The sequence below is a fragment of the Massilia scottii genome (assembly GCF_030846495.1).
GTDB lineage: Bacteria > Pseudomonadota > Gammaproteobacteria > Burkholderiales > Burkholderiaceae_D > Telluria_A > Telluria_A violaceinigra.
Genome location: NZ_JAVCWM010000015.1, coordinates 69876 through 94540, shown reverse-complemented (window position 1 = coordinate 94540; position 24665 = coordinate 69876). Strand labels below are relative to the sequence as shown.

Sequence of the window (24665 nt, the reverse complement as noted above, 5' to 3'; positions counted from 1 at the left end):
GCGTCATGCCACCGGTCAATCACTTCAGCGTCGCGCGCTACTGGGAACAGGGCGACGCGATCAGCCACGCGGTGGCGTACGTGCTGATGCTGATGTCGCTGGTGAGCTGGTTCTTCATCCTGTCCAAGGCGCTCAGCACTTGGCGCGTGCGCCGCGCGGCGCCGGCGCTGGACGCCTTCTGGGGCGCACCCAGCCTGCAAGACGGCATCGCCCTCCTGAGCCTGGCCGACCGCGAGCGCATTTATGTGCCGCTGCCCGCGCAAGGGCTGGCGCATGCCGGTGGCGCCGCCACCCTGGCCGGCGAAATGAGCAAGGATGAACAGATCATCCGCGTGCTGCGCCAGGAAATCACGCGCGCCACCCATCGCATCGAAAGCGGACTGACCGTGCTGGCCTCGATCGGCGCCACCGCCCCGTTTGTGGGGCTCCTGGGCACGGTGTGGGGGATTTATCATGCGCTGTCGAATGTGCCCGCGGCCGGCATCGTGCAGATCGACAAGATCGCCGGGCCGGTGGGGGAAGCCCTGATCATGACCGGCTTCGGGCTGGTGGTGGCCATTCCCGCCGTGTTGGCGTATAACGGATTGAACCGCCTGAACCGGCTGACCCTCGCCGAACTCGACGGATTTGCCCACGATTTGCATTCCTACTTCAGCAAATAAGGGGAACGGCATGGCATTCGGCAGCTTCAATCCATCGCGCCAGCAGTCGATGATGAGCGATATTAACGTGACCCCGATGGTCGACGTGATGCTGGTGCTGCTCGTCATTTTCATCATTACCGCGCCCATGTTCACGCATGCGGTCAAGCTCGACCTGCCGCGCGCGCAGGCTGCGGCGGCGCAGCAGCAGCCGGACACGGTCACCATCGCCATCGATGCGGCCGGCGTGCTGCATTGGGGCGAGCAGCAGGTCGATGCGGCCGGACTCGATGCGCGCCTGCTGCAGGCCGCGCGCCAGGCGCCGCAGCCCGAACTGCAGCTGCGCGCAGACAAAAACACCCGTTACGAAGTCGTGGCCCAGGTCATGGCGGCGGCGCAGTCCCGTGGGCTGAGCAAGCTGGGCTTCGTGACCGATCCAAAAAAGGAGAAACAACATGGCCAGCGCTGAACTCAATGGTGCCTCGATCCTCGGCTGGGATACCTTTCATTCCGAAAGCCGCGCGGCGTTCGGGTTTCCCGAGTTTTACGCCAACACGATGGATGCCTGGGTCGATTGCCTGAGCTATCTGCGCGACGAAGACGGCATGACCAAATTCCGGCTGAAACCGAACGAGGTGCTGGAAATCGTCGTCAAGGATGCGGCATCGATGCGCGAGCGCGTGCCCGACCTGCTCGAAGAGATGACCTTCTGCATCGCCGGCATCAACGAGCGCTATGAGGATTACGGCGAAAAGCCGGCGCTGGCGCTGGTGTTGCGCTGACCGGCTTCATGCTGCGCGGGCGGCGTGTGCCCGCGTACAGCTTGCGGATGGTGCTTAACGCACCTTCTTGAGGTCGAAATGGGGGTTGTAGATCAGCCCCAGCGTGTTGCCGAACGGATCCTTCAGCTCGACCACCTTGATCCCTTCACCCACGTCCTGGATGGCCGAGTGGATACTCGCGCCCAGGCCCGTGATGCGGTCGGCTTCCGCCTCGATATCATCCACGCCCCAGTACGCCACGCAGCCGGGCATGCCGGGTTCGCCCGGGTGCAGGCCCAGTTCGAAGCCGCCGATCTCGAAGCCGATATAGAACGGCTGATCGAAGTAGGGGGCGGTGCGGAACACCTCGGTAAACCAGGCCTTGGCCGCATCCATATCCTTGACCGGGTAGCAGACAGTACGCATTCCGTTGATCATGTTCGTCTCCTTGAGTGCAAAGCAGCATCCTGCCATGGGGTGCCGCGTTTGTATTGTAAAAATGTAAGGCGGTCAGGTCGGCGGCGTGCCGAACGATTCCGGCGTACTGCCCGACAACTGGCGAAATTCGTGGATCAGGTGCGGCTGGTCGTAATAGCCGAGATCGAGCGCGAGGCGTGCCCAGTCGAGCTGGCCTGTATGGGTGGCTGCGCGGATGCGCGCGCTCGCCTGGCGGAAGCGGCACACGCGCGCGAATTGCTTGGCGCCCAGGCCGACCCCGGCGCGGAACTGGCTGGAGAGGTGCTGGCGCGACACGCCCAGTTGCGCGGCCAGCGTGTCGATGCGCATGGTGCCGCCCGATTGTTCGATGGCGCCCACGGCCGCGTCGATCAGGCCGGGCGCCTTGATCGTCCCGTTACTGCGCAGGCGCCGCAGCAGCAGGCGTTCGACAGTGGTGACGGCGTCGACGTCGGAGAGCGTGCGCGACCAGATGGCATCGTTGAACTGGCGCACCGCCGCGCCGCCCCATAAGTCGTCCAGCAGCGGATGCTGGTCGGCCAGTTCGTGCAGCGGCATGGCGAAAAAATGGGCGGCGGCGCCCGGCTTGAAGCGGGCCGCGATGGTGCGTACAGGCTGGTGCACGGGAACATGGACGACCGTACTCATCATGCCGGACACCCGGCTTAGCGCGGCCACGTCCTGCCACAGGATATCCATGCAGTTATCGGGCAGCACCCGGTGCGTGACCGGCGTGGCGCCGGGCAGCACCTGGCAGGTCCACAGGCAGGCCAGGTAGGGCGCCAGCGCGGGGTGAGGCGGGTGTTCCTGGTAGAGGACCATGGTAGTGCCGGGCACGGGGCAAAAAGGCCATTTTACCCTGCGCACACCGTGCTTGAAGATGGCGTCATGGGAAGTAAACCCTGGCAAGAATCGCGCCGTTCATGACGATAAGAAGGCCAAGTACCCAGCGGTGCATGGCCAATGCATCTTTTACCGAGCGCAAGTCTGCAGCCATAATCTCGATCTTCGCGTTCAGATCGGCTCGAAGACCGTCGATCTTCGCGTTCAGATCGGCTCGAAGACCGTCGATCTTCGCGTTCAGATCGGCTCGAAGACCGTCGATCTTCGCGTTCAGATCGTTTCGGACACCATCGATTTTTGCGGTCAGATCGATTCGGATACCTTCGCCTTTGGCGTCGAGCAACCCGATTTTTGCGCTCAGATCCGTTCGGACCCCGTCGATTTTTGCATTGAGCAACCCGATTTTCGTGCTCAGATCCGTTCGAAACCCGTCGATTTTTGCGTCGAGCAGGTCGATTTTTGCGCTTGATTCTGCTCTGAACGTCTGTAACTCGGCGCCGAGTTTTGTCTTTGCCAGATCGATCCGCGCGGTCAAACGCTCTTCCGACTGGTGAATATCGCATTGCAAGTCGTTCTTCATTTGCAGGCGGTCGGATGTCGACACCCCCTCGCTCGCCACTTCGTTCAGTGCCTTGGCATGCACGTCCGCCTGGTTCCTGGCAACCCCGGCCGATTCTAACTGCTGGGCATAGTCTATCGGATCGAATTCGATTGTCATGACGTCAATCTCCGGTATGTGGTATTCGGTTCGGCGGAACATGCGGGTACATCGCTTGGCCTGCGACGACCCTTGGTGTAAGCCAAAGCGTCGAATGTGCTTGTCATGTTATTTCGACAGCAACGCCACCCGATAGTTCAGCGAAATTTGGCGCCCAAGCCCCGGCCGCGCCCGGATGCGGGATGTGCCAGTATAATGACCGGTTCATATTCACTTTTGGCCGGGCCACGCTTGGCTGCACATATCATGCAAGATAAATATAGTCCCGCCGACGTTGAACAAGCCGCCCAAGCCCACTGGAAGGCGATCGACGCCTACAAGGCCGTCGAGAACGACCCGCGTTTCCCGAAAGGCAAGTACTACGCCTGCTCCATGCTGCCTTACCCGTCGGGCAAGCTGCACATGGGCCACGTGCGCAACTATACGATCAATGATGTGATGTACCGCTACCTGCGCATGAGTGGCTACAACGTGCTCATGCCGATGGGCTGGGACGCCTTCGGCATGCCGGCCGAGAACGCGGCCATGCAAAACAACGTGCCGCCGGCGCAATGGACCTACTCCAACATCGCCCACATGCGCGAGCAGATGGAGTCGATGGGCCTGGCGATCGACTGGTCGCGCGAAATGACCGCCTGCAAACCCGAGTACTACAAGTGGAACCAGTGGATGTTCCTCAAGATGCTCGAAAAAGGCATCATCTACAAAAAAACCGGCACCGTGAACTGGGACCCGGTCGACCAGACCGTGCTGGCCAACGAGCAGGTGGTCGACGGCAAGGGCTGGCGTTCCGGCGCGCCGATCGAAAAGCGCGAAATCCCCATGTATTACGCGCGCATCACCGACTACGCCGATGAACTGCTCGACTACGTCGACAACAAGCTGCCGGGCTGGCCGGAACGCGTGCGCGTCATGCAGGCCAACTGGATCGGCAAATCGGTCGGCGTGCGCTTCGCTTTCCCGCACACCATCGCCAACGCCGCCGGTGACTTGATCGACGACGGCAAGATGTATGTCTTCACCACCCGCGCCGACACCATCATGGGCGTGACCTTCTGCGCCGTGGCGCCGGAACACGCGCTGGCGCAGCACGCCGCCCAAACCAACCCGGAACTGGCGGCCTTCATCGCCGAGTGCAAACTCGGTAGCGTGATCGAAGCCGACATGGCGACGATGGAGAAGAAGGGCATGCCGACCGGCCTGTTCGTCACCCATCCGATCACCAATGAGCAGGTCGAAGTCTGGGTCGGCAACTACGTCCTGATCACCTACGGCGACGGCGCCGTCATGGGCGTGCCCGCGCACGACGAGCGCGATTTCGCGTTCGCCAAAAAATACGATCTGCCGATCAAGCAGGTGGTCGCCGTCGAAGGCAAGGAATATTCGCTTGACGCCTGGCAGGAATGGTACGGCGACAAAGAGAGCGGCGTATCGGTCAACTCGGGCAAATACGACGGCCTCGATCACATTTCCGCTGTCAACGCGGTTGCTGGCGACCTGGCCACGGCCGGTCTTGGCGACAAGAAGATCACCTTCCGCCTGCGCGACTGGGGCATTTCGCGCCAGCGCTACTGGGGCACGCCGATCCCGATGATCCATTGCGCCGATTGCGGCGTGGTGCCGGTGCCCGAGAAAGACCTGCCGGTGGTGCTGCCCGAGGACTGCGTCCCGGACGGCAGCGGCAACCCGCTGGGCAAGCACGAAGCCTTCCTCAAGTGCGACTGCCCGCAGTGCGGCAAACCGGCGCGCCGCGAAACCGACACGATGGACACCTTCGTCGACTCGTCGTGGTACTACATGCGTTATACCTCGCCGGGCAGCAGCGACGCCATGGTCGATGCGCGCAACGATTACTGGATGCCGATGGACCAGTACATCGGCGGCATCGAACACGCCGTCATGCACTTGCTGTACGCGCGCTTCTGGACCAAGATCATGCGCGAACTCGGCCTGGTCAAGTTCGACGAGCCGTTCGTCAACCTGCTCACGCAGGGCATGGTACTGAACGAAACCTACTACCGTGACGATGAAGCGGGCCGCAAGTCCTGGTTCAACCCGGCCGACGTCGACCTGACCCTGGACGACAAGGGCCGTCCGCAAGGCGCCACGCTCAAGAGCGACGGCCAGCCGGTGGTCATCGGCGGCACCGAGAAGATGTCGAAGTCGAAGAACAACGGCATCGACCCGCAAGCCCAGATCGGCCAGTACGGCGCCGACACCGCGCGCCTGTTCACCATGTTCGCCTCGCCGCCGGAGCAGACGCTCGAGTGGTCCGACAGCGGTGTCGAAGGCGCCAGCCGCTTCCTGCGCCGCGTGTGGGCGTTTGCCTACGCGCAGTCGCCGCGCATCGCGTCGGCCCTGGCCGCGACCGACAAGGCCGAAGGCGGCGAAGCGCATAAAACGCTGCGCCGCGAACTGCACAAGGTCCTGCAGCAGGCCGACTACGACCTCAAACGCATCCAGTACAACACCGTGGTGTCGGCCTGCATGAAGATGCTCAACACGATGGAATCGGCCAAGCTGGAAGACGGCCCGGCCACCGACGCGGTGATTGCCGAAGGCCTGTCGATCTTCCTGCGCGTGCTCAACCCGGTCGCCCCGCATATCACCCACGTGCTGTGGGAAGAACTGGGCTACGCCAAGGTGCACGGCGACATCCTCAACGTGCAGTGGCCGCAGGTCGACCCGGCCGCGCTGGAACAGGCCGAGATCGAGATGATGATCCAGGTGAACGGCAAGCTGCGCGGCTCGATCAAGGTGGCCAAGGATGCCGACAAGGCGTCCATCGAAGCGATGGCGCTCGCTTGCGAAGCGGTGCAGAAGTACATCGAGACGCCACCGAAAAAGGTGATCGTGGTGCCGGGCAAGTTGATCAGCATCGTGGTGTAAGCGATGACGATCCTTCGCTCCGCCACCGTGCTGCGCACCGTTTGTGCGCTGGTGCTGCTCGCAAGCCTGAGCGCGTGCGGCTTCCAGCTGCGTGGCTCGAACGGCCAGTTCAACATGCCGTTCCGCAGCATCTACCTGGCGTTCCCCGAAACGTCGGCCCTCGGCACGGAATTGAAACGCAACCTGCGCGGCGGCGACGCCGTGCAGGTGCTGACCGATGCGTCCAAGGCCGAGACCCTGTTCGACGTGCTGTCGGAAACGCGCGGCAAGCAGATCCTCTCGCTCAACGCCCAGGGCCGCGTGCGCGAATATCTGCTGACCTACACCCTGGTGTTCCGCCTGCGCGACGCCAATGGCGCCGAGCTGCTGCCGGCCACCGAAATCTCGCTCAAGCGCTCGATCACCTTCGACGAAACCCAGGTGCTGGGCAAGGAATCGGAAGAAGTGCTGCTGTACCGCGACATGCAGACCGACCTGGTACAGCAGGTCCTGCGCCGCCTGGTGGCGGTCAAGCCGACATGAGCATGAGCGATGCAACTGCGGGTTGATGCCCTCGAAGGGCACCTGGCCAAGACGATCGCGCCGCTGTACGTGATCTCCAGCGACGAGCATCTGCTGGCGCTGGAGGCGGCCGACAAGATCCGCCGTGCGGCGCGCGCCAATGGCTATTCGGAGCGCGACGTGCTGACGGTCGAGCGCACCTTCAAGTGGGGCGAGCTGCTGGCCGCAAACCAGGCCATGTCGCTGTTCGGCGACAAGAAGCTGATCGAGCTGCGCATCCCGACCGGCAAACCGGGCAAGGATGGCGGGGCGGCGCTGCAAAGCTACGCCAAGGACCTCAGTCCCGACAACCTCACGCTCATCACCCTGCCCAAGCTGGACTGGCAGACGGCCAAGGCGGCCTGGGTCGGCGCGCTGCAGCAGGCCGCGGTGTACATCGAGATCCCGGCGGTCGAACGCGCCCAGCTCCCCGGCTGGATCGGCACGCGCCTGGCCGCCCATGGCCTCTCCGCCGACCGCCAGTCGCTCGACTTCATCGCCGACCGGGTCGAAGGCAACCTGCTGGCGGCGCACCAGGAAATCCAGAAGCTCGCGCTGCTGCACGATCCGGGCAAGCTGACGTTCGAGCAGATTCACGACGCGGTGCTCAACGTGGCGCGTTACGACGTATTCAAGCTGTCCGAGGCGATGCTGGCGGGCGATTCCTCGCGCCTGGTACGCATGCTCGAAGGCTTGAAAGGCGAGGGCGAGGCGCTGCCGCTGGTTTTATGGGCGGTCGCCGAAGAAATCCGTACGCTGTTAAAATTGAAATCCGGGATGGCGCAAGGCAGGCCGCTCGGCGTGCTGCTCAAGGAACACCGCATCTGGGGTCCGCGCGAACGCATGATGGAACCGGCGCTGCGCCGCATCTCGCTGCCGACCCTGGAAGGGGCGATGCGCGACGCCGCGCAGGTCGACAAGATGATCAAGGGCCTGCGCGCCAAGGGCTTTGCCGGCGACGCCTGGGATGCGATGCTGCAGCTGGCCTTGAAAGTAACGCGCGGATAGACCGCAGCGGCACGCTACCATGGTGCCTGCGCGATGGATGCGCTTCACCTACGTAGACGAGATAATGAACATTACCGAATACATGCAACAGGTCGGCCAGCGCGCCCGCGCCGCTTCGCGCGCGATGGCCAGGTCCGACAGCGCCACGCGCAACCGCGCGCTGCTGCTGATCGCCGACGCGATTGTGCGCGATAGCGCGCTGCTGCGCGCCGCCAACCAGCTCGATCTCGACGCCGCCGCCGCCGCGGGCCTGGCGCCGGCCATGCTGGACCGCCTGCAGCTGTCGGACAAGGCCATCGACACCATGGTCGAAGGCTTGCGCCAGATCGTCTCGCTGGCCGATCCGATCGGTGAAATCTCGAACATGAAGTTCCGTCCGAGCGGCATCCAGGTGGGCCAGATGCGCGTGCCGCTGGGCGTGATCGGCATCATCTACGAAGCGCGCCCGAACGTCACGGTCGATGCGGCGGGCCTGTGCATCAAGAGCGGCAACGCCACCATTTTGCGCGGCGGCTCGGAAGCCATCAACTGCAACCGCGCGCTGGCGAAAATCGTGGCCGAAGGCCTGGCCGGCGCCGGCTTGCCGAACGATGGCGTGCAGATCGTCGACACCACCGACCGCGCCGCCGTCGGCGCGCTGATCACCATGCCGGAATATGTCGACGTGATCGTGCCGCGCGGGGGGAAAAGCCTGATCGCGCGCCTGATCGCCGAGGCCACGGTCCCGATGATCAAGCACCTGGACGGCATCTGCCACGTCTACATCGACACCAGGGCCGATCTGGAAAAAGCCGTGGCGATCGCCTTCAACGCCAAGTGCCACCGCTACGGCACCTGCAACACCATGGAAACGCTGCTGGTTGCGCGCGCCATCGCCCCGGCCGTGCTGCCACGCCTGGCCGCGCTGTACGCGGCGAAGGAAGTCGAACTGCGCGCCGATCCGGAAGCGCTGGCGCTGCTGGCCGGCTACCCGCACCTGGTGGCCGCCGTCGAAGAAGACTGGAGCACCGAGTACCTGGCGCCGGTGCTGTCGATCAAGCTGGTGGACGACATGGATGCGGCGATCGACCATATCAACACGTATTCGTCGAAGCATACGGAAGCGATCATCACCGAAGACTACAGCGACGCGCTGCGCTTCCTGCGCGAAGTCGATTCGGCCTCGGTGATGGTGAACGCTTCGACGCGCTTCGCGGACGGCTTCGAGTATGGCCTGGGCGCCGAAATCGGCATCTCCAACGACAAGCTGCACGCGCGCGGGCCGGTCGGACTGGAAGGCCTGACCTCGCTCAAGTACGTGGTGTTCGGCCACGGCGAAATCCGCACTTAACTTACTTTGGATTGCCATGCTCTGGATTAAAGCGTTTCACATCGTCTTCATCGCCTCGTGGTTTGCGGGGCTGTTTTACCTGCCGCGCATTTTCGTCAACCTGGCGCAGGAAACCGACACGGTCGCCACCACGCGATTGCTGCTGATGGCACGCAAGCTGTTTCGCTTCACCACCATGCTGGCGGTGCCGGCGGTGCTGCTGGGTGTCTGGCTGTGGCTCGGATACGGCTTTCGGGGCGGCTGGATGCATGCCAAGCTGGCGCTGGTGCTGCTGGTGATCGGGTATCACCACGCGTGCGGCTCGCTGCTTAAAAAATTCGAGAACGGCGCCAGCAAGCGCAGTCATGTCTGGTTCCGCTATTTCAACGAGGTGCCAGTGCTGCTGCTGACCGCCATCGTGATCCTGGTCGTGGTCAAACCCTTCTGACGGGGGCTTCATGAGTAAAACGGTTCAGTATTTTTTCGCGCCGCAGTCGCCCTGGGCATATCTGGGACATGAGCGCTTCGTCGCCATGGCGCAGGAACGCGGGGCGCTGATCGACATCAAGCCGTTCGACCTGGGCAAGGCGTTCAGCGTGTCGGGCGGGCTGCCGCTGGCCAAGCGCGCGCCGCAGCGCCAGGCGTACCGCCTGCAGGAGCTGGCGCGCTGGTCGAAGCATCTGGGCTTGCCGCTCATTGTGCATCCGACGTACTTTCCGGTGCCGCCCGATGCGGCGGCGCGCCTGATCATCGCGGCGCGCACCGGCCTGGGCGCCGATGCGGCGCTGGGGCTGACCGGCGCCATCATGCGGGCGCTGTGGGCCGAGGACCGCAATATCTCGGACGCCGATACGCTGGCGCAGATTGCCAGCGCCTGCGGGCTCGATGGGAAGATGCTGGTCAAGTCGTCCGAGACGGCCGGCGTGCAGGAACAGTATGACCGCAACACCGATGAAGCCATGGCCGCCAGCGTGTTCGGGGTGCCGTGGTATGTGGTTGACGGGGAGGGGTTCTGGGGACAGGACCGGCTTGATTTTGTGGAGCGGGCGTTAAGTTAGCTTGGCGCTGGAATGGCGCGGCGACCGGAACGACGGTGGCGGCGCGAGCGACGAAGATTTTGCAGTAACGATAAGACGATTTTTTTACAACGGACAAAGGGTTCACCAAATGCCATCATTTTTCTGCCCATGCCCACGCGGCATGGAAGCGGCACTCGCCGAAGAACTGGGCGAAATCGCCCTCACCAGCACCAACATGAAGGTGCATAACCAGGTTCCCGGCGGCGTGCACTGCTCCGGCGACCAGCTTGATGCCTACCGCATCAACCTGCACTCGCGCATCGCGTCGCGCGTGCTGATGCGCATGGCGCACGCCAGCTACGCCAACGAAAACGATATCTACGACCTGGTCCTGGCCCAGCAATGGGAAGACTGGTTCAGCGTCGACCATACCATCCGCGTCGACGTCACCGCCGTCAAGTCGCCCCTGCGCAGCCTCGAATTCACCACGCTCAAGATCAAGGATGCCATCTGCGACCGCTTCCGCGACCAGTTCGACAAGCGCCCGTCGGTCAACACGCGCGAGCCTGACATGCGCATCGTGGGCTTTCTCGACAACCGCAACTTCACCGTCTATCTCGACACCTCCGGCGAAGCCCTGTTCAAGCGCGGCTGGCGCGAGGAAACGGGCGACGCGCCGCTGCGCGAGAACCTGGCCGCCGGCATGCTGCGCGTCTCCGGCTGGAAGCCGGGCACGGTGCTGTTCGATCCGATGTGCGGCTCCGGCACCATCCTGATCGAAGCGGCCCAGATGGTGCAGGGCATTCCGCCCGGCGCGCGCCGCAGTTTCGCGTTCGAGAAATTCCACAATTTCGTGGCCGCCCCGTGGCAGGACATGAAGAACGCGATCAAGCCGCTGCCGTTGCCGGCCGAACCGACCATCTTCGGCAGCGACATTTCGGGCGACATGGTCGCCATGACGCGCCACAACCTGAAAATCGCCGGCATCATGTTCGACGTGCCGCTCAAGCAGATCGAGGCGCAGGAAGTCAAGGCCCCGACCGAGCAGCCGGGCATCCTGCTGACCAACCCGCCGTACGGCGAGCGGATCGGCGTGCGCGGCGACAGCACCATCCCGGCCGACGACATGTCGGTCGCGTTCTACTCGGCGCTGGGCACCACGCTCAAGCAGCGCTTCGCCGGCTGGACCGTGTTCCTGTTCACGGCCGACCTGACCTTGCCCAAGCTGCTGCGCCTGAAAGAAGCGCGCAAGACGCCATTCTTCAACGGCGCGCTCGAATGCCGCCTGTTCCGGTTCGACATGGTAGCCGGCTACAACCGCCGCGAAGAAGCCAAGCCAAAACCGGAGTAAGCATGTTCCCCAGCCCGCCGCCCGACCTGCCGCCGGACCCCATCACGCCGGTGCCCCCGCCGCCCGTGATCCGGCGCGCGGTGCCCGGCACGGTGGGCCTGGCGAGCTTGCTGGCCGGCTTGTCGATGCTGGGACCATTCTCGATCGACGCCTACCTGCCGGCCTTCCCCAACATCCAGGCGTCGTTGAATGCGACGCCGATCGAGGTCCAGCAAACCCTGACCGCCTACATGCTGGCCTTTGCCGGCATGGTGCTGTGGCATGGGGCGCTGGCCGACGCTTTCGGGCGGCGCAACGTGGTGCTGTGCGCGCTGGTGGTGTTCGCCATCGGCACCTTCGGCTGCGCCGCCTCGCATTCGGTGCACTACCTGTGGATCTTCCGCATCATGCAGGGCGTGTCGGCCGGGGCCGGGGTGGTGGTGGGCCGCGCCATCATCCGCGACCTGTACGACGATGCGCCGGCGGCGCGCCTGCTCTCCCTGGTGACGATGATCTTCACCATCGCGCCGGCGATTGCGCCGATCCTGGGCGGCTGGATCGTCAAGTATTCCGACTGGCGCACCATCTTCCTGGTGCTGCTGGCCTACAGCGTGATCCTGTTCATCTACTGCTACCGGCGCCTGCCCGAAACGCTGCCGCCGGAAAAGCGCCAGGCCTTCAATCCGCGCTACCTGTGGCAGAACTACAGCGCCATTTTCAGCTCGGCCCTGTTCCACATGAAGGCCGGCATCGTGGCCTTCAATTTCGCCGGCCTGTTCCTGTATATTGCGGCCGCGCCGGTGGCGCTGCCGCTGCATCTGGGCCTCGGGCCCGATCAATTCGGATGGCTGTTCATTCCGTCGGTGGCCGGCATCTTCCTGGGCGCGCTCGCGGCCAACCGCATCGCCGGCAAAATCACGTTCGCGCGCCAGATCGGCATCGGCTTCGGCTTCCTGCTGACGGCCGCCGTCGCCAATCTGTTGTATCACAGCGTCTTTACGCCAGCGCTGCCGTGGAGCGTGGCGCCGATGTTTTTCTACACCTTCGGCATGTCGCTGATCGCGCCCGGCGCCACACTGCTCGCGCTCGACCTGTTCCCGCACATCCGCGGCACGGTGGCCTCGTGCCAGTCGTTCGCGGTGACCCTGCTGGGAGCGCTGGTGGCGGGCGTGATCGCGCCCTTCCTGTCGCACTCGATGCTGTGGCTGGCCATGGGGCAGGTCGGTTTCGCCCTGTGCGCACTGGGCTTGTGGGTGGCGTCGCGCAGGTACCGCCGCCAGCGCCTGGCCATCGGAGCGTGAGCGTTAAGCGGACTGAACAATAAAACTTTTGCCTTGGGTAATGTTCCACCGGTCAACATTCGTGCATATATGCTAAGATAGCCGTTTTTAAAACCTGACACGCTGCCCAAACCTCGCGCGCGACAGGCGTAATCTGATTTTTTCGTCGTGGCCGCATTGCGTAGTGCGCCACCTCCAACCATCGACCATTTGGCGGCAGTTTTCGACACAATGCAGCATTCGGACAACGATCTTCGCAAGCGGCCAGAGCGTGCCCTGCTACCACTGTTTCCCGTACCAGCCGGGCAAGTGCGCGTTGCCGATGCGGACGATGGATTCCGTTTAAGGCTCCAATGAACGACAATCCTGCCAGCGTACTGTCGCCGGCCGCTTCCGCCGCCGAGCCGTCCGCCTCTTTCGGCGAGGCCGATATCCCCGCGCTGCCGCGCATCCTGCTGATCGACGACGAGCCGCGCCTGCTGTCGGCCCTGCACGACCTGCTGCGCGACCGCGGCTTCGAACTGGTAACGGCCAAGAGCGGCGCCGAAGCGCTGGCGCAGCTGAGCGCGCGCCGCTTCGACCTGGTCCTGCTGGACCTGCGCCTGCCCGACATGAGCGGGCACGAGATCATGGACTTCATCAACGAGCGCGACATCGATGCCGACGTGATCGTGATGAGCGGCGACGTCGGCATCGAGGCGGCCATCGGCGCCCTCAAGCGCGGCGCCTACGATTACCTGCGCAAGCCGTACAGCCGCGAAGAGATGCTCAAGACGGTCGGCAATGCGCTGCAGCAGCGCAGCCTGACCATGGCCAACGAGCGCATCGCCTCGCAGCTGGAAAACTCCGAGAAGCTGTACCGCTACCTGGTCGACAGCTCGCCCGACATCATCTACACCCTCAACCACGAGGGCCGCTTCACCTTCATCAACGACCGCGCCTTCCAGTTGCTCGGTTTTGCGCGCGAAGACCTGATCGGCCAGCACTACACAATCCTGGTGCACGATGAAGACCTGGAGCGCGCGCGCTACGCCTTCAACGAGCGCCGGGTCGACGAGCGCGCTTCGCGCAATGTCGAACTGCGCCTCAAATGCCATGCGCGCGCCGGCCAGAACCGGGCGTTCAACACGACCCTGATGACGATCTCGCTCAATTCGATGGGCATGCATGTGCCGGATCACGACGTCAAGAAGCTCGAGTTCTACGGCACCTACGGCGTGGCGCGCGATATCACCGACCGCAAGCGCGCCGAAGAAGTCATTTCGTACCAGGCTTACCACGACATCCTGACCGACCTGCCGAACCGCATGCTGTTCAAGGACCGCCTCGGCTTGGCCATCATCCAGGCCAAGCGCAAGCTTACCGAGCTGGCCGTGATGTTCATCGACCTCGATCGCTTCAAGCTGGTGAACGACACGCTCGGCCACGTCAAGGGCGACGAGCTGCTGCAGCAGGTCGCGCTGCGCCTGAAGCAATGCCTGCGCGATGGCGACACCCTGGCACGCCAGGGCGGCGACGAATTCACCATCGTGCTGCCGGAACTGGCGGGACGCGGCGAAGCGAAGGCGATCGCCGAAAAATTCCTCACCTGCCTGCACCTGCCGTTCGACCTCGATGGGCACCAGGTGCACGTGTCGGCCAGTATCGGCATTGCGATCTATCCGGGCGACGGCGAGTCGATCGACGAGCTGCTGCGCCACGCCGACATCGCCATGTACCAGGTCAAGGCGCTGGGCAAGAACGGCCACAGTTTTTATCACAACTCGATGCTCGACGTGTCGCACCAGAAGATCGCGCTGGAACAGAGCCTGCGCAAGGCGCTCGAGCAGAACGAGCTGGAAATGTACTACCAGCCGCAGATCGACGTGATCACCGGCCGCATCATCGGCGCCGAAGGGCTGATGCGCTGGAACCATCCGCAGCGCGGCGTGCTGACCGCGAACGAGTTCCTGCCGTTCGCCGAAGACAATGGCCTGATGCTGCCGATTTCGGACTGGATGCTCGACGCCTTGTGCCGCGATATGCTGGTGTGGAACGAGAACGGCGGCGAGGCGATCCGCCTGTCGCTGAATTTGTCGCCGCAATACCTGGACCGCGGCGACTTTTTCGAGAAGATGCGCGGCGCGCTGCTGCGCTACGGGATTTCGCCGGCGCAGATCGAGGTCGAGATCACCGAGAATATCTGCATCCGCAATCCGCAATACGCGATCGAACAGTTGAACAAACTGTGCCAGCTGGGGGTGTCGGTGGCGATCGACGATTTCGGCACCGGGTATTCGTCGCTGTCCTACCTGCACCGCTTCCCGATTCACACGATCAAGATCGACCAGTCGTTTGTGAAGGAAATCCACGACGAGCAAGGGCATTATCCGGTCATCCTGGCGATCATTTCGATCGCGCGCGGCCTGGGCCTGCACCTGATCGCCGAAGGCGTGGAAACCGAGGTGCAGGCGCGCTACCTCAAGTCGAACGGCTGCCTGACCATGCAGGGTTACCTGTTCCATCATCCGATCTCGCTGGGCAGCTTCCTGGAAGTGCTGCAGGAGCAGGAAGTGCAGCTGGCCGCTTCCCTGGCCACGCCCAAGGCCAAGCGGGCCTGATTGCCGGCTTGCGGCGACTGCGGGCCGGTCGCTGTGTGGCGGCAACAATGCTAACTTGCAATATTATTAACACTTCCCCATGAGCGGACTGGCGCGGCGCCGCAACACGGCGTCATCATCTGCAGACCGGCGGCGCATACCGCGTGCGCCCGTCCGTGGGAATGATGTAATATACTGTATATGCATACAGTTGAGCGCCAAGCCCATGGAACTGACCGACAAGCTGGAAATCCTCGCGGATGCCGCAAAATACGATGCCTCCTGCGCCAGCAGCGGCGCGCCCAAGCGCACTTCCGAGGGCAAGGATGGCATCGGCGCCACCAATGGCATGGGCATTTGCCACAGCTACACGCCGGACGGGCGCTGCGTCTCCCTGCTCAAGATCCTGCTGACCAATTTCTGCGTCTACGACTGCCAGTATTGCGTCAACCGCCGCACTTCCAACGTGCCGCGGGCACGCTTTTCAGTCGATGAAGTGGTCAAGCTGACGGTCGATTTTTACCTGCGCAACTATATCGATGGCCTGTTCCTCAGTTCCGGCATCATCCAGTCGGCCGACTACACCATGGAGCAATTGGTGGCCATCGCGCGGCAGTTGCGTGAAGTACACAATTTTCGTGGCTACATCCACCTCAAGACCATTCCCGACGCCGACGCCGCCCTGATCGCCGCCGCCGGCAAATACGCCGACCGCCTCAGCGTCAACATCGAACTGCCGACCGAGGGCAGCATCACGCGCCTGGCGCCCGAAAAAAGCGTGCATACCATCAAGCTGGCGATGGGTTCGATCCGCCGCAAGCTCGACGAAAAGGCCGAGGAGCCGCGCGCGCCCAAGTTCGCGCCGGCCGGGCAGAGCACGCAGATGATCGTCGGGGCCGACGCCAGCGACGACCAGACCATCCTGAACACGGCCGAAACCCTGTACGGCAGCTACAAGCTCAAGCGCGTCTACTATTCGGCCTTCAGCCCGATTCCGCAAAGCCCGGACAGCGTGCCGCTGGCGCCGCCGCCCATGCAGCGCGAGCACCGGCTGTACCAGGCCGACTTCCTCATGCGCAGCTACGGCTTCAACGCGGCCGAACTGCTGCCGGCGGCCGGCAACCTGGCGCTCGACATCGATCCCAAGCTGGCCTGGGCCCTGGCGCACCGCGAGCATTTCCCGATGGACTTGAACATGGCCGAGGAATCGATGATCGCGCGCGTGCCCGGCATTGGCCTGCGCAACGCCAAGCGCCTGGTGGAGCTGCGCCGCCTGCGCCGCATCCGCTACGCCGACCTGACCCGCCTGCGCTGCAGCATGAAAAAAATCGCGCCCTTCATCGTCACGGCCGACTACCGTCCGGCCTCGGACACCACCGCGTCCGAGGTACTGCGCCGCTCGATGGCCGAGCATTCACCACGGCAGCTGGATTTATGGGCGGAATTGCAGGCGGCGTAAGCGCGGCCGCGTCCGCCGCGGCCGGGCGTCCGGTACTGGTCCATTCCTTCGACCAGTGGCGCCACGCCGCGCGCGACTTGCTGGCGCACAAGGTGCCGCCCCACGCGGTGCAGTGGATTTCGCACAAGGATGATGGCGATCTGTTTTCGCAGGGCGCGGAACCGCAGGCGCCGGAGGCTGTCCAAACGGACAGCAAGTCCACCATGCGCATTCCGCGCCAGCTGATGGACATGCTGCAAAGCGCGGCCTGCTGCCGCGTGCCGAACCGCTGGGCGTTTTTATACCTGGTGCTGTGGCGCTGGCAGCAGGGCGAAAAAGACGTGCTCTCGGCCGCCGACGAAGATGGCGCCCGCCTGCACGCCATGGTCAAGGCGGTGCACCGCGAGGAGCACGACATGCACGCATATATCCGTTTCCGCGAGCGCCGCGAAGATGCCGGCCCGCCCCGTTTCGTCGCCTGGTTCGAACCGGCCCACGACGTGCTGCCGCAGGTGGCGCGCCACTTCGCCAGCCGCATGGGTAAGGTCACGTGGATGATCGCCACGCCCGAAGCCAGCGTGCTGTGGGATGGCGCCACCCTGCACAGCACCGGCCCGCTGATGCGCGGGCCGGAAGACATCGACGACGCCGGCGAAGCCCTGTGGCTGACGTACTACCGCAGCATCTTCAACCCGGCCCGCCTCAACGCCGACCTGATGCATGGCCACATCCCCACGCGTTTCTGGAAGAACCTGCCCGAGGGCGCGGTGGTGCCCGAGATGGTGTCGCAGGCCGCTGCCGGCGCGCGCAAGGTGGGCCAGACGCACAGCGTTGGGCAGCGCGGCGGCACCGTCATTCCCATCAGTGCCGACAAGGCCCAGCCGCAGCGCGACGCGCCCAGCACGCTCGACCAGTGCCGCCGCTGCGAATTGTGGCAGAACGCGACCCAGGCGGTCGGCGGCGTCGGCCCGGTCGAAGCGCGCATCATGCTGGTGGGCGAGCAGCCGGGCGACCAGGAAGACCTGGCCGGCCTGCCGTTCGTCGGCCCGGCCGGGCAGCTGCTCGACCGGGCCATGGCCAAGGCCGAGCTGGACCGGCGCACGATCTACCTCACCAATGCCGTGAAGCACTTCAAATGGGAGCCGCGCGGCAAGCGGCGCATGCACAAGACGCCGGCCCAGCGCGAGGTCGACGCCTGCAGCTACTGGCTCGGCAGCGAGCTGGAGCAGGTCCAGCCGGAGGTCGTCGTTGCCCTGGGCAGTACCGCGCTCAAGGCGGTGACGGGCAATCCGCACGCCACGCTCAAGGACGTGCTGGGCAAACCGTTCATGCACGAGGGGCGCTGGGTGGTGGTGGTGTATCACCCGTCCTACATCCTGCGCGTGCCGGGCGAGGACATGAAGACGCAAGCGTTCGGCGTGATGGTCGATGGCTTTCGCCAGGCGCGCGAACTGGCGGCACCAGCGGCACCTTGATGACGCGCTGGTGCCAGGTGCGGACCGTTACGCCGTCGGCCGCACGCCGCCCGCATGGGCGCCGACGCAACGCATCAGCGCATGGCTGGCTGCATAACACGCGATAACGACGCATCCCACGAGCACATAACAAAGCGGCCCCGGCTGCTGCATCAGGCGGTGGCCGAACAGGTCGGCACCGACGGCGGTGACCAGCATCATCAAGGGAAAATGAAACAGAAAGGCCACGCTGGCGCTGTCGGCCAGATGGCGGTTCAGCCTGGCAAAGAAGGATGGCGCCGCCCCATCCACCCTGGAGGGCATCGGGCTGCGGTAGAGCACGGCAGCAACCGCGGCAAATCCTGTGCCGACGAGCACGTACTTCCAGAGCATCAGCATCTGTCCCCATGGCACCGGCAGCAGATCGGTGCGGGCACCAGCCAGGCGCGAAAACAGGAGGGCCGCAGCCAGCAAGGCCCAAGCCGCCACCGGATGGAGGAGAGGCCGCTGCCACGGTCCGTGCAGCCCGACGCCCACGCCCAGCATCCAGATCGTCAGCCAGGGCCAGAATGTCGGCGGCATCCACACCACCAGGCCGAGCAGCAGTGCGGCGCCCATCGCCACGCTCCACGGTTTGCCGCTGCGCCACGCATGCCGCAGCAAGACCAGCAGGCAGCATGACCACCACAAGAAGGCGTACAGGTACAGCATGCCGTTGCTGCCGAAAGTCGGCACCAGCACGGGTTGCAGCATGAACAGGTTGCCGAAAAAGGCACTCCAGCTCAGCGTTACCGTACTAAAGTCGGGAAAGTCCGAATACACGCCCGACTCGTTGAGAAAATGCGCGCCGGCCAGGTCGAGCAGGCCGCCCAGGACCAGCAGGGGCAACAGCGCCAGGTGCGAGCGCCACCAGCGGCCCAGCAGGGCAAGTTCTCCCTGCGCCCGCGGCTTGTCTCGCAGGATCAGGCCGGCGAAAATGCCGTTGATGACGAAGAACACCGCAAAGGATTCGTGCCCCAGTCCGGTGAGGAAATAAAACACCTGATCGACACGGGACTTGTCGGTCAGGGCATTGTAGTCGACCAACATGAGGAAGCGGACGTGGTACAGGAGCGCCATCAAGGCGCTGATCCACAGCGACATGTCGAGGAATGATGCAAAGCGTCTATTCATTTTGCGCTCCTTCATAGGGCCCGGACGTCAGCCCAGCGGCCTATTGTCGATGCATGTGATCGACTGTAGTTTGTGGGCCGACAAAGACGCGGGCCTCTGCCGCATCAACGTAGTGACAGTCTGCAATCCGGAACACCGATTGACGCCGGGCGCGGCGCCATGGTGAACCGTGGATCAGGGGGCAAGATGGCGAACGGATCGAAAACCCTTGGGTACGGGGCGGGCGGGAGCTATAATGCGTGCGACCGTTCAGGTCGTCAAAGCGTCCGAATCGGACCAGAAATGCGGCTGTAGCTCAATGGATAGAGTATTGGCCTCCGAAGCCAAGGGTTGTGGGTTCGATCCCCGCCAGCCGCACCAATAAGTCAATCAGCGTTTTTCGCTTTCATTTTGCAGTCCCGCGGCCCTCGCATCTCCGGCCGGCTACCTGCTCTTCACAGAGCAGTTCCATTCCCTTGACCAGTCAGTTTCGGTCTGCCAACGTCAACATATGCGCTGCATTCCTGGATTGCTCAGCCTATCAGGGCCACCATCGGGCCTTGCCAGGATGAGCGGCCGTCACTGTTTTCATCACACCCGCTGTGGCTGAAATTTGTCAAAAACACCAAAACCCGCGTAGAATACGGCTGCACGCGGGTGTAGCTCAATGGTAGAGCAGAAGCTTCCCAAGCTTACGACGAGGGTTCGATTCCCTTCACCCGCTCCAGTAACATCCCTGTCCTGCGCATGCTCCCGATACTCAGTTTCCCCAGGCCCCCCGCTTCTTACCTCTTGCATTAAAGCTGTGCATGGCAGGCGTGAGCGCATGCATTTCACTGTGCATCTTCTAGGGTTTCAATGAACAGAATCGCCGCATTTTGCTATTTCATAATGGCGCTTGCGCTGCGGCCGGTCCTGCAGCGGCATGCACTCCGCTCAAGGCGACCGCGTATCGCTCAAGATTCTGGAGCATTTCAAAGGCCCTCAATTGCAAAGCATCCAGGCGCTATCTCAATCACCAGAACGAGTCACATCCTGTTGCAGGCGGGTTGACAATCATCCATCTGTGCATAAACCTCGTCCTTGCCGGATCGTTGTCAACCGCCGTTCGGATACACCAGCAACAGCCTAGAACGGGAGCGCTTCGGTATCTTCCGGCAAGGCATTGACATCGACAAAGGTCACGTGTTCGAGCTGCACGAGCGCGAGCAGCTCACTGGTCTGGAACGTGGCATATGCGCGAAAGCCATTGTTCTCGATCGACACCAGCATGATCGGCAAGGCCGGAAAATACGGCTGCAGGCGCACCAGCAGTGCCGCTCCGCGCTCCGGCAGCGTATCGGCCGAATCGACCAGCACGATTGCCAGTTCGGCGCCGCCCACGGTGATGCAGGCCGATTTCATCGCTCGCCCGGGTCGCGGCGGACCTGAGAACCTTCGGGTGCAGCATGCAGGTCGAGTATTCTTTGCACGGGTTTGAGCTGCACTTCGTGCGGGCGGAAACAGGGGATCTTCAGGATTTGTGCATCCGCGATCATGTCGTCGTCGTTCGTATAAATCGCGCTGACGCGATACTGACGCGCGATCGCCAATATCTGCCGATCGATTTTGACTTGTTGCCATGCAAGCGTGGATCGGCCCTTCTTCGTGCCTGTGGCGCCAACGATTTCCTGGTGAAGCAGTGCCGCTTCATAGGCGCTGATATCATCGAAGGGAAGAATCTGGACATAGGCGCGCGAACGAAACGCGGTGGAAAAAACGCTGGCCGAGGCGTCGCTGCCGCACAAATATTCTGCCCACGCGGGGGCCGGGATGCCAATTACTGTTTTGCTAATGCTTAGTTCAGAAAGGAGACCCTGAATCCGCTCCTTCGTTTCCGAAGTTTCCAGCCGGGATAGTTCAACAAGGACGTTGGCATCGAACAGTATCAATCGAGTCCTCGCAGTTTCCGCCATTCGGCTTGGGGATTACTCATTTGAGCCCAACCGTTGTCCGGAGACGCAAGGACAGAAAGCAGGTCTTCAGGGGAGCTCTGATCCAATAGTTCCCAACTATCGATGTCAAGAATGTCCAGGATCCACTTCCCATCTTGTCCACGTGTCCATCGACCACTGCCATGCACCCGGATGGGTGCTTCCAGATAATGGCGCGACAGTTTTTTCGCGTTGGCGGCGCCGCGGATCTGACAACGCACGACCTGTCCTTCCAGATCGTTCAGTGTCACAGGAATCGACGAGTCGCGGCCACCAATTTTAATCACCGTGCCATCGATTGTGGTAGGTTTGGTAATCGACACCGTTTCAACAATTTTGCGGTTTCTTCCGGGAAAAGCAAGGACGACACCGCCGTGCACGTGAACCGCGCCGACCGCCTTGTCTTCGCGCAGCAAGCAGTCGAGCTGGTTATATGCCTTATGGATAGAGGCCGCTGCCGTGCCCGCATCGACGGATGCCAGTTGCGTCATCACCGTCGTCATCGCCGGCTCATCAACCCACACTTGCAGCAGGGCGCTACCCTTTTCGACCACATCGAAATGAACGTAGTCGTCACTCCCATACAGCGTTGACAGCGCTGACAAATACTCGGCCAGCCGGCTCATCGGAAGCGTGTCCGGCGTGCGGCTGTCGATGCTGAACGTAATCTTTTCTTTGGATTCCATGGGATTCCTCGCCTTCTCCGAGTATAGCGGCACTCGTCTCGATACGCTTGCGATAATCAGATGCGTCAGATGCGTCAGATGCGTCAGATGCGTCAGATCCGGTCGCTCTCCTTGCGCACCACGCGCCCCACGATGATGCAGTCGCTGCCCCGGCACACCTTGCGGTGGTACTTGCGCTTGTCGGAATTGTCGGACTCCAGCCACCATTCGCCCGCATCGCGCGAGAGCCGCTTGACCACCGCCTCACCCTCGTAATTGACGGCGAACACCGCACCATCGACCGGCCGGTTGTCGGCCGTATTGATCACGATGATGTCGCCCTCGTACAAGGTGGGCTCCATGCTCTGGCCTTTGACGCGCGTGGCCACCAGACGTTCCGGAATATAGTTGTTGCGCCCAACCCAGCCGGCGTCGAGCGGCAGGGTGGACCCGGTATCGTGCCCGGGATCGGTCTGAAAACCGCTGATGCCGGCCGACAGGCGCAGCGTCACCATCTTGATCTGCACAAAGCGCGGGTCGCCATCTTCGGCCACGATGACCGGCTGCATCTCCCCGGGAAGGCCATCGGCCCCGGCGGCACGGCGCGCCATCGGTCCCGTGCCTTCGTGCAGCCATTCGAACGCCACCTTGCAGGCCGACGCCAGCGCCGCCAGGGTGGCCGCTTCCGGGCCGCGCGTGCCGCTGCGGTTGATGATGCGGTTGATGGTCGGCTGCGGCACGCCGGAGGCACGCGACAGGGCGCTCTGCGACTGGAAACCGGCTTCTTCCATCGCGTGTGTCAGGCGGTCTGAAATAGTCATGAACCAATTATACACGTACGAATAGATTTTTTCAAAACCGTAGCGTGCTCTTGTTGAAAATCTATCCGAGCGCGTATAGACTGTGTTCATGGAAAAAGACATCTCCACCCTGTTACGGGAAATCAAGGACGCAACCGGGTGGACGGAGATGCGCATGGCGACGGCGCTGGGGACCACCCAGCCAACTGTCAGCCGCATCCTGAATGGCCAGGCGGACTGCAAAATCGCCACCTTTCACGCCATTTGCGCCCTGCACGCGCTGAAATGCCCTCTCGCCCGCGCAAGCGGACCGTTGACCTGACCTGAGGCACACATGAGCAAGACCAATATTGCCGGCGGCCTGTCCGCCGCACCGGGACAGTCACGTCCGCACCCTGTCCGGCGCGCCGTTGCGCCACCGGCATGCGCCAGCCGCGCCGCGCGCCGCCTGATCAACGATTTTTTGGAACGCCGGAGCCCTGGTGGCGCTGACGCTCTTCGATGCCCACCAGCGCTTCAAGGAGGTTCTATGCGCACCTTTCTACACCTGAAACCCCGGCTTTGCTGGACCTGGCTGCTCTCCTCATGGGACACCAGTGCAATCGCCGCCACCAACTTCGCCAGCGACCTGTCGAGCATCCCGCTCGATGGCGTCGCCGTCGCCGTCACGCTGTCGCTGGTCGGCGGCGCCGCCGGCACGCTGCAAAAGATCGCCAGTCCCGATGTGGTGATCAAGTCGCTGCCGCTGGAGATCGCCAAGGATATCCTGATCTCCCTGGTGGCCGGCCTGGTAACGTACTCGCTGTGCGCGTGGCAGGAAATTCCGCTCCTGCTGCAACCGGGCTGCATCACCATTGCCGCCTATGGCGGCTCGCGCGTGCTGGAACGCTACCTGTCGGCCGGCATCTCGCGCATGGAGCGCCTCGACGGCAAGCAGGACTAGCCGTCCTGGCGCCTCCTGCTACCCGCTGCCGGCGCCTGCCGCCGGCACGGGGGCGCCGTACGATATAATGTCGTCCTGCCTTTTTTTCCTCATCCATCCCCATGTCCGCAGATACCCCGAACCGCCCGATGTTGTACGACCCGACCGAACACCGGATTCGCAGTTTCGTCACGCGCGCCGGCCGCCTGTCGATCGCCCAGGCGCGCGCGCTGGAAGAGCTGGGACCGAAGTTCCTGGTCGACTACGCCAAGGCGCCGCTCGACTTTGAACAAGCCTTCGGCCGCCGTGCGCCGGTGATCCTCGAAATCGGCTTCGGCATGGGCGACACCACCTCGCACATCGCCAAGGGCATGCCGGAGAAGGACTTCATCGGCGTCGAAGTGCACACGCCCGGCGTGGGCAGCCTGCTCAAGCAGATCGGCGAACAGGACCTGACCAATTTGCGCCTGATCCAGCACGATGCGGTCGAAGTGCTCAACCAGATGATTCCTCCGGCCTCGCTGGCCGGCGTGCACGTGTTCTTTCCCGACCCGTGGCACAAGGCGCGCCACAACAAGCGCCGCCTGCTGCAGCCGCCGTTCGTCAAGCTGCTGGCCGAGCGCCTCGCGCCGGGCGGCTACCTGCACTGCGCCACCGACTGGGAAGACTACGCGGTCCAGATGCTCGAGGTGCTCGGCGCCGAGCCGCTGCTGCAAAACACGGCCGAAGGCTACGCGCCGCAGCCGGCCTACCGTCCCCTGACCAAGTTCGAAAACCGCGGCATCAAGCTCGGTCACGGCGTCTGGGACCTGGTGTTCACCAAAAAATAAGCCGACCTTGGGCCGACCTTGGGCCGACCTTGGGCCGACCTTGGGCTGGCCTTGGGCG

Annotated in this window: 25 protein-coding genes and 2 tRNA genes; 19 read left to right on the top strand and 8 right to left on the bottom strand. The window is 63.3% G+C overall.

Annotated elements, in window-relative coordinates:
• The first annotated feature begins 5 nt into the window (after positions 1-5).
• The 3 genes from RBA41_RS20930 to RBA41_RS20920 are packed head-to-tail and all read left to right on the top strand — an operon-like array spanning position 6 to position 1423.
• Positions 6-662, top strand: a complete 657-nt coding sequence (locus tag RBA41_RS20930; protein ID WP_306626184.1) for a MotA/TolQ/ExbB proton channel family protein — start codon at positions 6-8, stop codon at positions 660-662.
• A 10-nt stretch (positions 663-672) separates the two neighbouring features.
• The gene (locus RBA41_RS20925) at positions 673-1110 is read left to right on the top strand and encodes an ExbD/TolR family protein (protein ID WP_306626183.1); all 438 of its coding nucleotides are present in this window, start codon (positions 673-675) and stop codon (positions 1108-1110) included.
• Positions 1097-1423, top strand: a complete 327-nt coding sequence (locus tag RBA41_RS20920) for a barstar family protein (RefSeq protein ID WP_306626182.1) — start codon at positions 1097-1099, stop codon at positions 1421-1423. Before RBA41_RS20925 ends, RBA41_RS20920 begins: the two co-directional genes overlap by 14 nt.
• Before the next feature lie 54 nt (positions 1424-1477).
• Here RBA41_RS20920 and RBA41_RS20915 read toward each other — a convergent pair whose 3' ends face one another.
• From RBA41_RS20915 to RBA41_RS20905, 3 genes are all read right to left on the bottom strand, one after another.
• Positions 1478-1840, bottom strand: coding sequence for a VOC family protein (locus tag RBA41_RS20915; protein ID WP_306626181.1), 363 nt, complete (start codon positions 1838-1840; stop codon positions 1478-1480).
• Between the two features lie 72 nt (positions 1841-1912).
• Positions 1913-2680 (bottom strand): helix-turn-helix domain-containing protein, encoded by a 768-nt coding sequence (locus tag RBA41_RS20910; protein ID WP_306626180.1) that lies wholly within the window; start codon positions 2678-2680, stop codon positions 1913-1915.
• A gap of 64 nt (positions 2681-2744) precedes the next feature.
• Positions 2745-3419, bottom strand: a complete 675-nt coding sequence (locus RBA41_RS20905) for a hypothetical protein (protein WP_306626179.1) — start codon at positions 3417-3419, stop codon at positions 2745-2747.
• A 246-nt stretch (positions 3420-3665) separates the two neighbouring features.
• Here RBA41_RS20905 and leuS point away from each other — a divergent pair, with 246 nt between their 5' ends.
• The 11 genes from leuS to RBA41_RS20850 all read left to right on the top strand — a co-directional run bounded on the left by leuS (position 3666) and on the right by RBA41_RS20850 (position 18286).
• Entirely contained in the window at positions 3666-6308 is a 2643-nt protein-coding gene (gene leuS / locus RBA41_RS20900; RefSeq protein ID WP_306626178.1) for a leucine--tRNA ligase, read from the top strand.
• A gap of 3 nt (positions 6309-6311) precedes the next feature.
• Complete coding sequence (locus RBA41_RS20895; protein ID WP_306626177.1) at positions 6312-6830, top strand: LPS-assembly lipoprotein LptE; 519 nt, start codon at positions 6312-6314, stop codon at positions 6828-6830.
• A 9-nt stretch (positions 6831-6839) separates the two neighbouring features.
• Positions 6840-7856, top strand: coding sequence for a DNA polymerase III subunit delta (gene holA, locus RBA41_RS20890; protein WP_306626176.1), 1017 nt, complete (start codon positions 6840-6842; stop codon positions 7854-7856).
• Positions 7857-7920: 64 nt separating this feature from the next.
• A complete protein-coding gene (locus RBA41_RS20885; RefSeq protein ID WP_306626175.1) occupies positions 7921-9186 on the top strand; it encodes a glutamate-5-semialdehyde dehydrogenase in 1266 nt (421 codons plus the stop codon).
• Positions 9187-9202: 16 nt separating this feature from the next.
• Positions 9203-9613 carry a CopD family protein gene (locus RBA41_RS20880; RefSeq protein ID WP_306626174.1) on the top strand — a complete coding sequence of 137 codons (411 nt, stop codon included), beginning with the start codon at positions 9203-9205 and terminating at the stop codon, positions 9611-9613.
• Positions 9614-9623: 10 nt separating this feature from the next.
• A complete protein-coding gene (locus RBA41_RS20875) occupies positions 9624-10223 on the top strand; it encodes a 2-hydroxychromene-2-carboxylate isomerase (protein WP_306626173.1) in 600 nt (199 codons plus the stop codon).
• A gap of 109 nt (positions 10224-10332) precedes the next feature.
• Entirely contained in the window at positions 10333-11535 is a 1203-nt protein-coding gene (locus RBA41_RS20870; protein WP_374709582.1) for a THUMP domain-containing class I SAM-dependent RNA methyltransferase, read from the top strand.
• Between the two features lie 2 nt (positions 11536-11537).
• Positions 11538-12815, top strand: coding sequence for a multidrug effflux MFS transporter (locus RBA41_RS20865; protein WP_306626171.1), 1278 nt, complete (start codon positions 11538-11540; stop codon positions 12813-12815).
• Positions 12816-13147: 332 nt separating this feature from the next.
• Positions 13148-15394, top strand: a complete 2247-nt coding sequence (locus RBA41_RS20860) for a putative bifunctional diguanylate cyclase/phosphodiesterase (protein ID WP_306626170.1) — start codon at positions 13148-13150, stop codon at positions 15392-15394.
• A 205-nt stretch (positions 15395-15599) separates the two neighbouring features.
• Positions 15600-16832: a putative DNA modification/repair radical SAM protein gene (locus RBA41_RS20855; RefSeq protein ID WP_306626282.1), complete on the top strand. Its 1233-nt coding sequence runs from the start codon at positions 15600-15602 to the stop codon at positions 16830-16832.
• Positions 16808-18286, top strand: coding sequence for a UdgX family uracil-DNA binding protein (locus RBA41_RS20850; protein ID WP_306626169.1), 1479 nt, complete (start codon positions 16808-16810; stop codon positions 18284-18286). The genes RBA41_RS20855 and RBA41_RS20850 overlap by 25 nt, the downstream gene beginning before the upstream one ends.
• 27 nt (positions 18287-18313) lie before the next feature.
• Here RBA41_RS20850 and RBA41_RS20845 read toward each other — a convergent pair whose 3' ends face one another.
• Positions 18314-19438 carry a hypothetical protein gene (locus tag RBA41_RS20845; protein ID WP_306626168.1) on the bottom strand — a complete coding sequence of 375 codons (1125 nt, stop codon included), beginning with the start codon at positions 19436-19438 and terminating at the stop codon, positions 18314-18316.
• A 284-nt stretch (positions 19439-19722) separates the two neighbouring features.
• On the opposite strand from RBA41_RS20845, the gene RBA41_RS20840 reads away from it, so the two are divergent.
• Together RBA41_RS20840 and RBA41_RS20835 are read left to right on the top strand one after the other, a co-directional pair.
• Positions 19723-19798: transfer RNA gene (locus tag RBA41_RS20840), tRNA-Arg, on the top strand.
• Positions 19799-20070: 272 nt separating this feature from the next.
• Positions 20071-20144: transfer RNA gene (locus RBA41_RS20835), tRNA-Gly, on the top strand.
• 401 nt (positions 20145-20545) lie between these two features.
• On the opposite strand, the gene RBA41_RS20830 is transcribed toward RBA41_RS20835, so the two are convergent.
• The 4 genes from RBA41_RS20830 to RBA41_RS20815 form a co-directional block, all read right to left on the bottom strand.
• On the bottom strand, positions 20546-20821 hold the full coding sequence (locus RBA41_RS20830; RefSeq protein ID WP_306626167.1) for a hypothetical protein: 276 nt from the start codon (positions 20819-20821) through the stop codon (positions 20546-20548).
• Positions 20818-21348, bottom strand: a complete 531-nt coding sequence (locus RBA41_RS20825; protein ID WP_306626166.1) for a type II toxin-antitoxin system VapC family toxin — start codon at positions 21346-21348, stop codon at positions 20818-20820. Before RBA41_RS20825 ends, RBA41_RS20830 begins: the two co-directional genes overlap by 4 nt.
• A complete protein-coding gene (locus RBA41_RS20820; protein WP_306626165.1) occupies positions 21345-22076 on the bottom strand; it encodes a hypothetical protein in 732 nt (243 codons plus the stop codon). Before RBA41_RS20820 ends, RBA41_RS20825 begins: the two co-directional genes overlap by 4 nt.
• 92 nt (positions 22077-22168) lie before the next feature.
• Entirely contained in the window at positions 22169-22876 is a 708-nt protein-coding gene (locus RBA41_RS20815) for a LexA family transcriptional regulator (protein ID WP_306626164.1), read from the bottom strand.
• A gap of 88 nt (positions 22877-22964) precedes the next feature.
• Here RBA41_RS20815 and RBA41_RS20810 point away from each other — a divergent pair, with 88 nt between their 5' ends.
• The 3 genes from RBA41_RS20810 (at position 22965) to trmB (ending at position 24607) form a co-directional block, all read left to right on the top strand.
• A complete protein-coding gene (locus RBA41_RS20810; protein ID WP_167089216.1) occupies positions 22965-23177 on the top strand; it encodes a helix-turn-helix transcriptional regulator in 213 nt (70 codons plus the stop codon).
• A gap of 207 nt (positions 23178-23384) precedes the next feature.
• On the top strand, positions 23385-23798 hold the full coding sequence (locus RBA41_RS20805) for a phage holin family protein (protein WP_099874847.1): 414 nt from the start codon (positions 23385-23387) through the stop codon (positions 23796-23798).
• A 128-nt stretch (positions 23799-23926) separates the two neighbouring features.
• A complete protein-coding gene (gene trmB, locus RBA41_RS20800) occupies positions 23927-24607 on the top strand; it encodes a tRNA (guanosine(46)-N7)-methyltransferase TrmB (RefSeq protein WP_306626281.1) in 681 nt (226 codons plus the stop codon).
• Positions 24608-24665 lie beyond the last annotated feature (58 nt).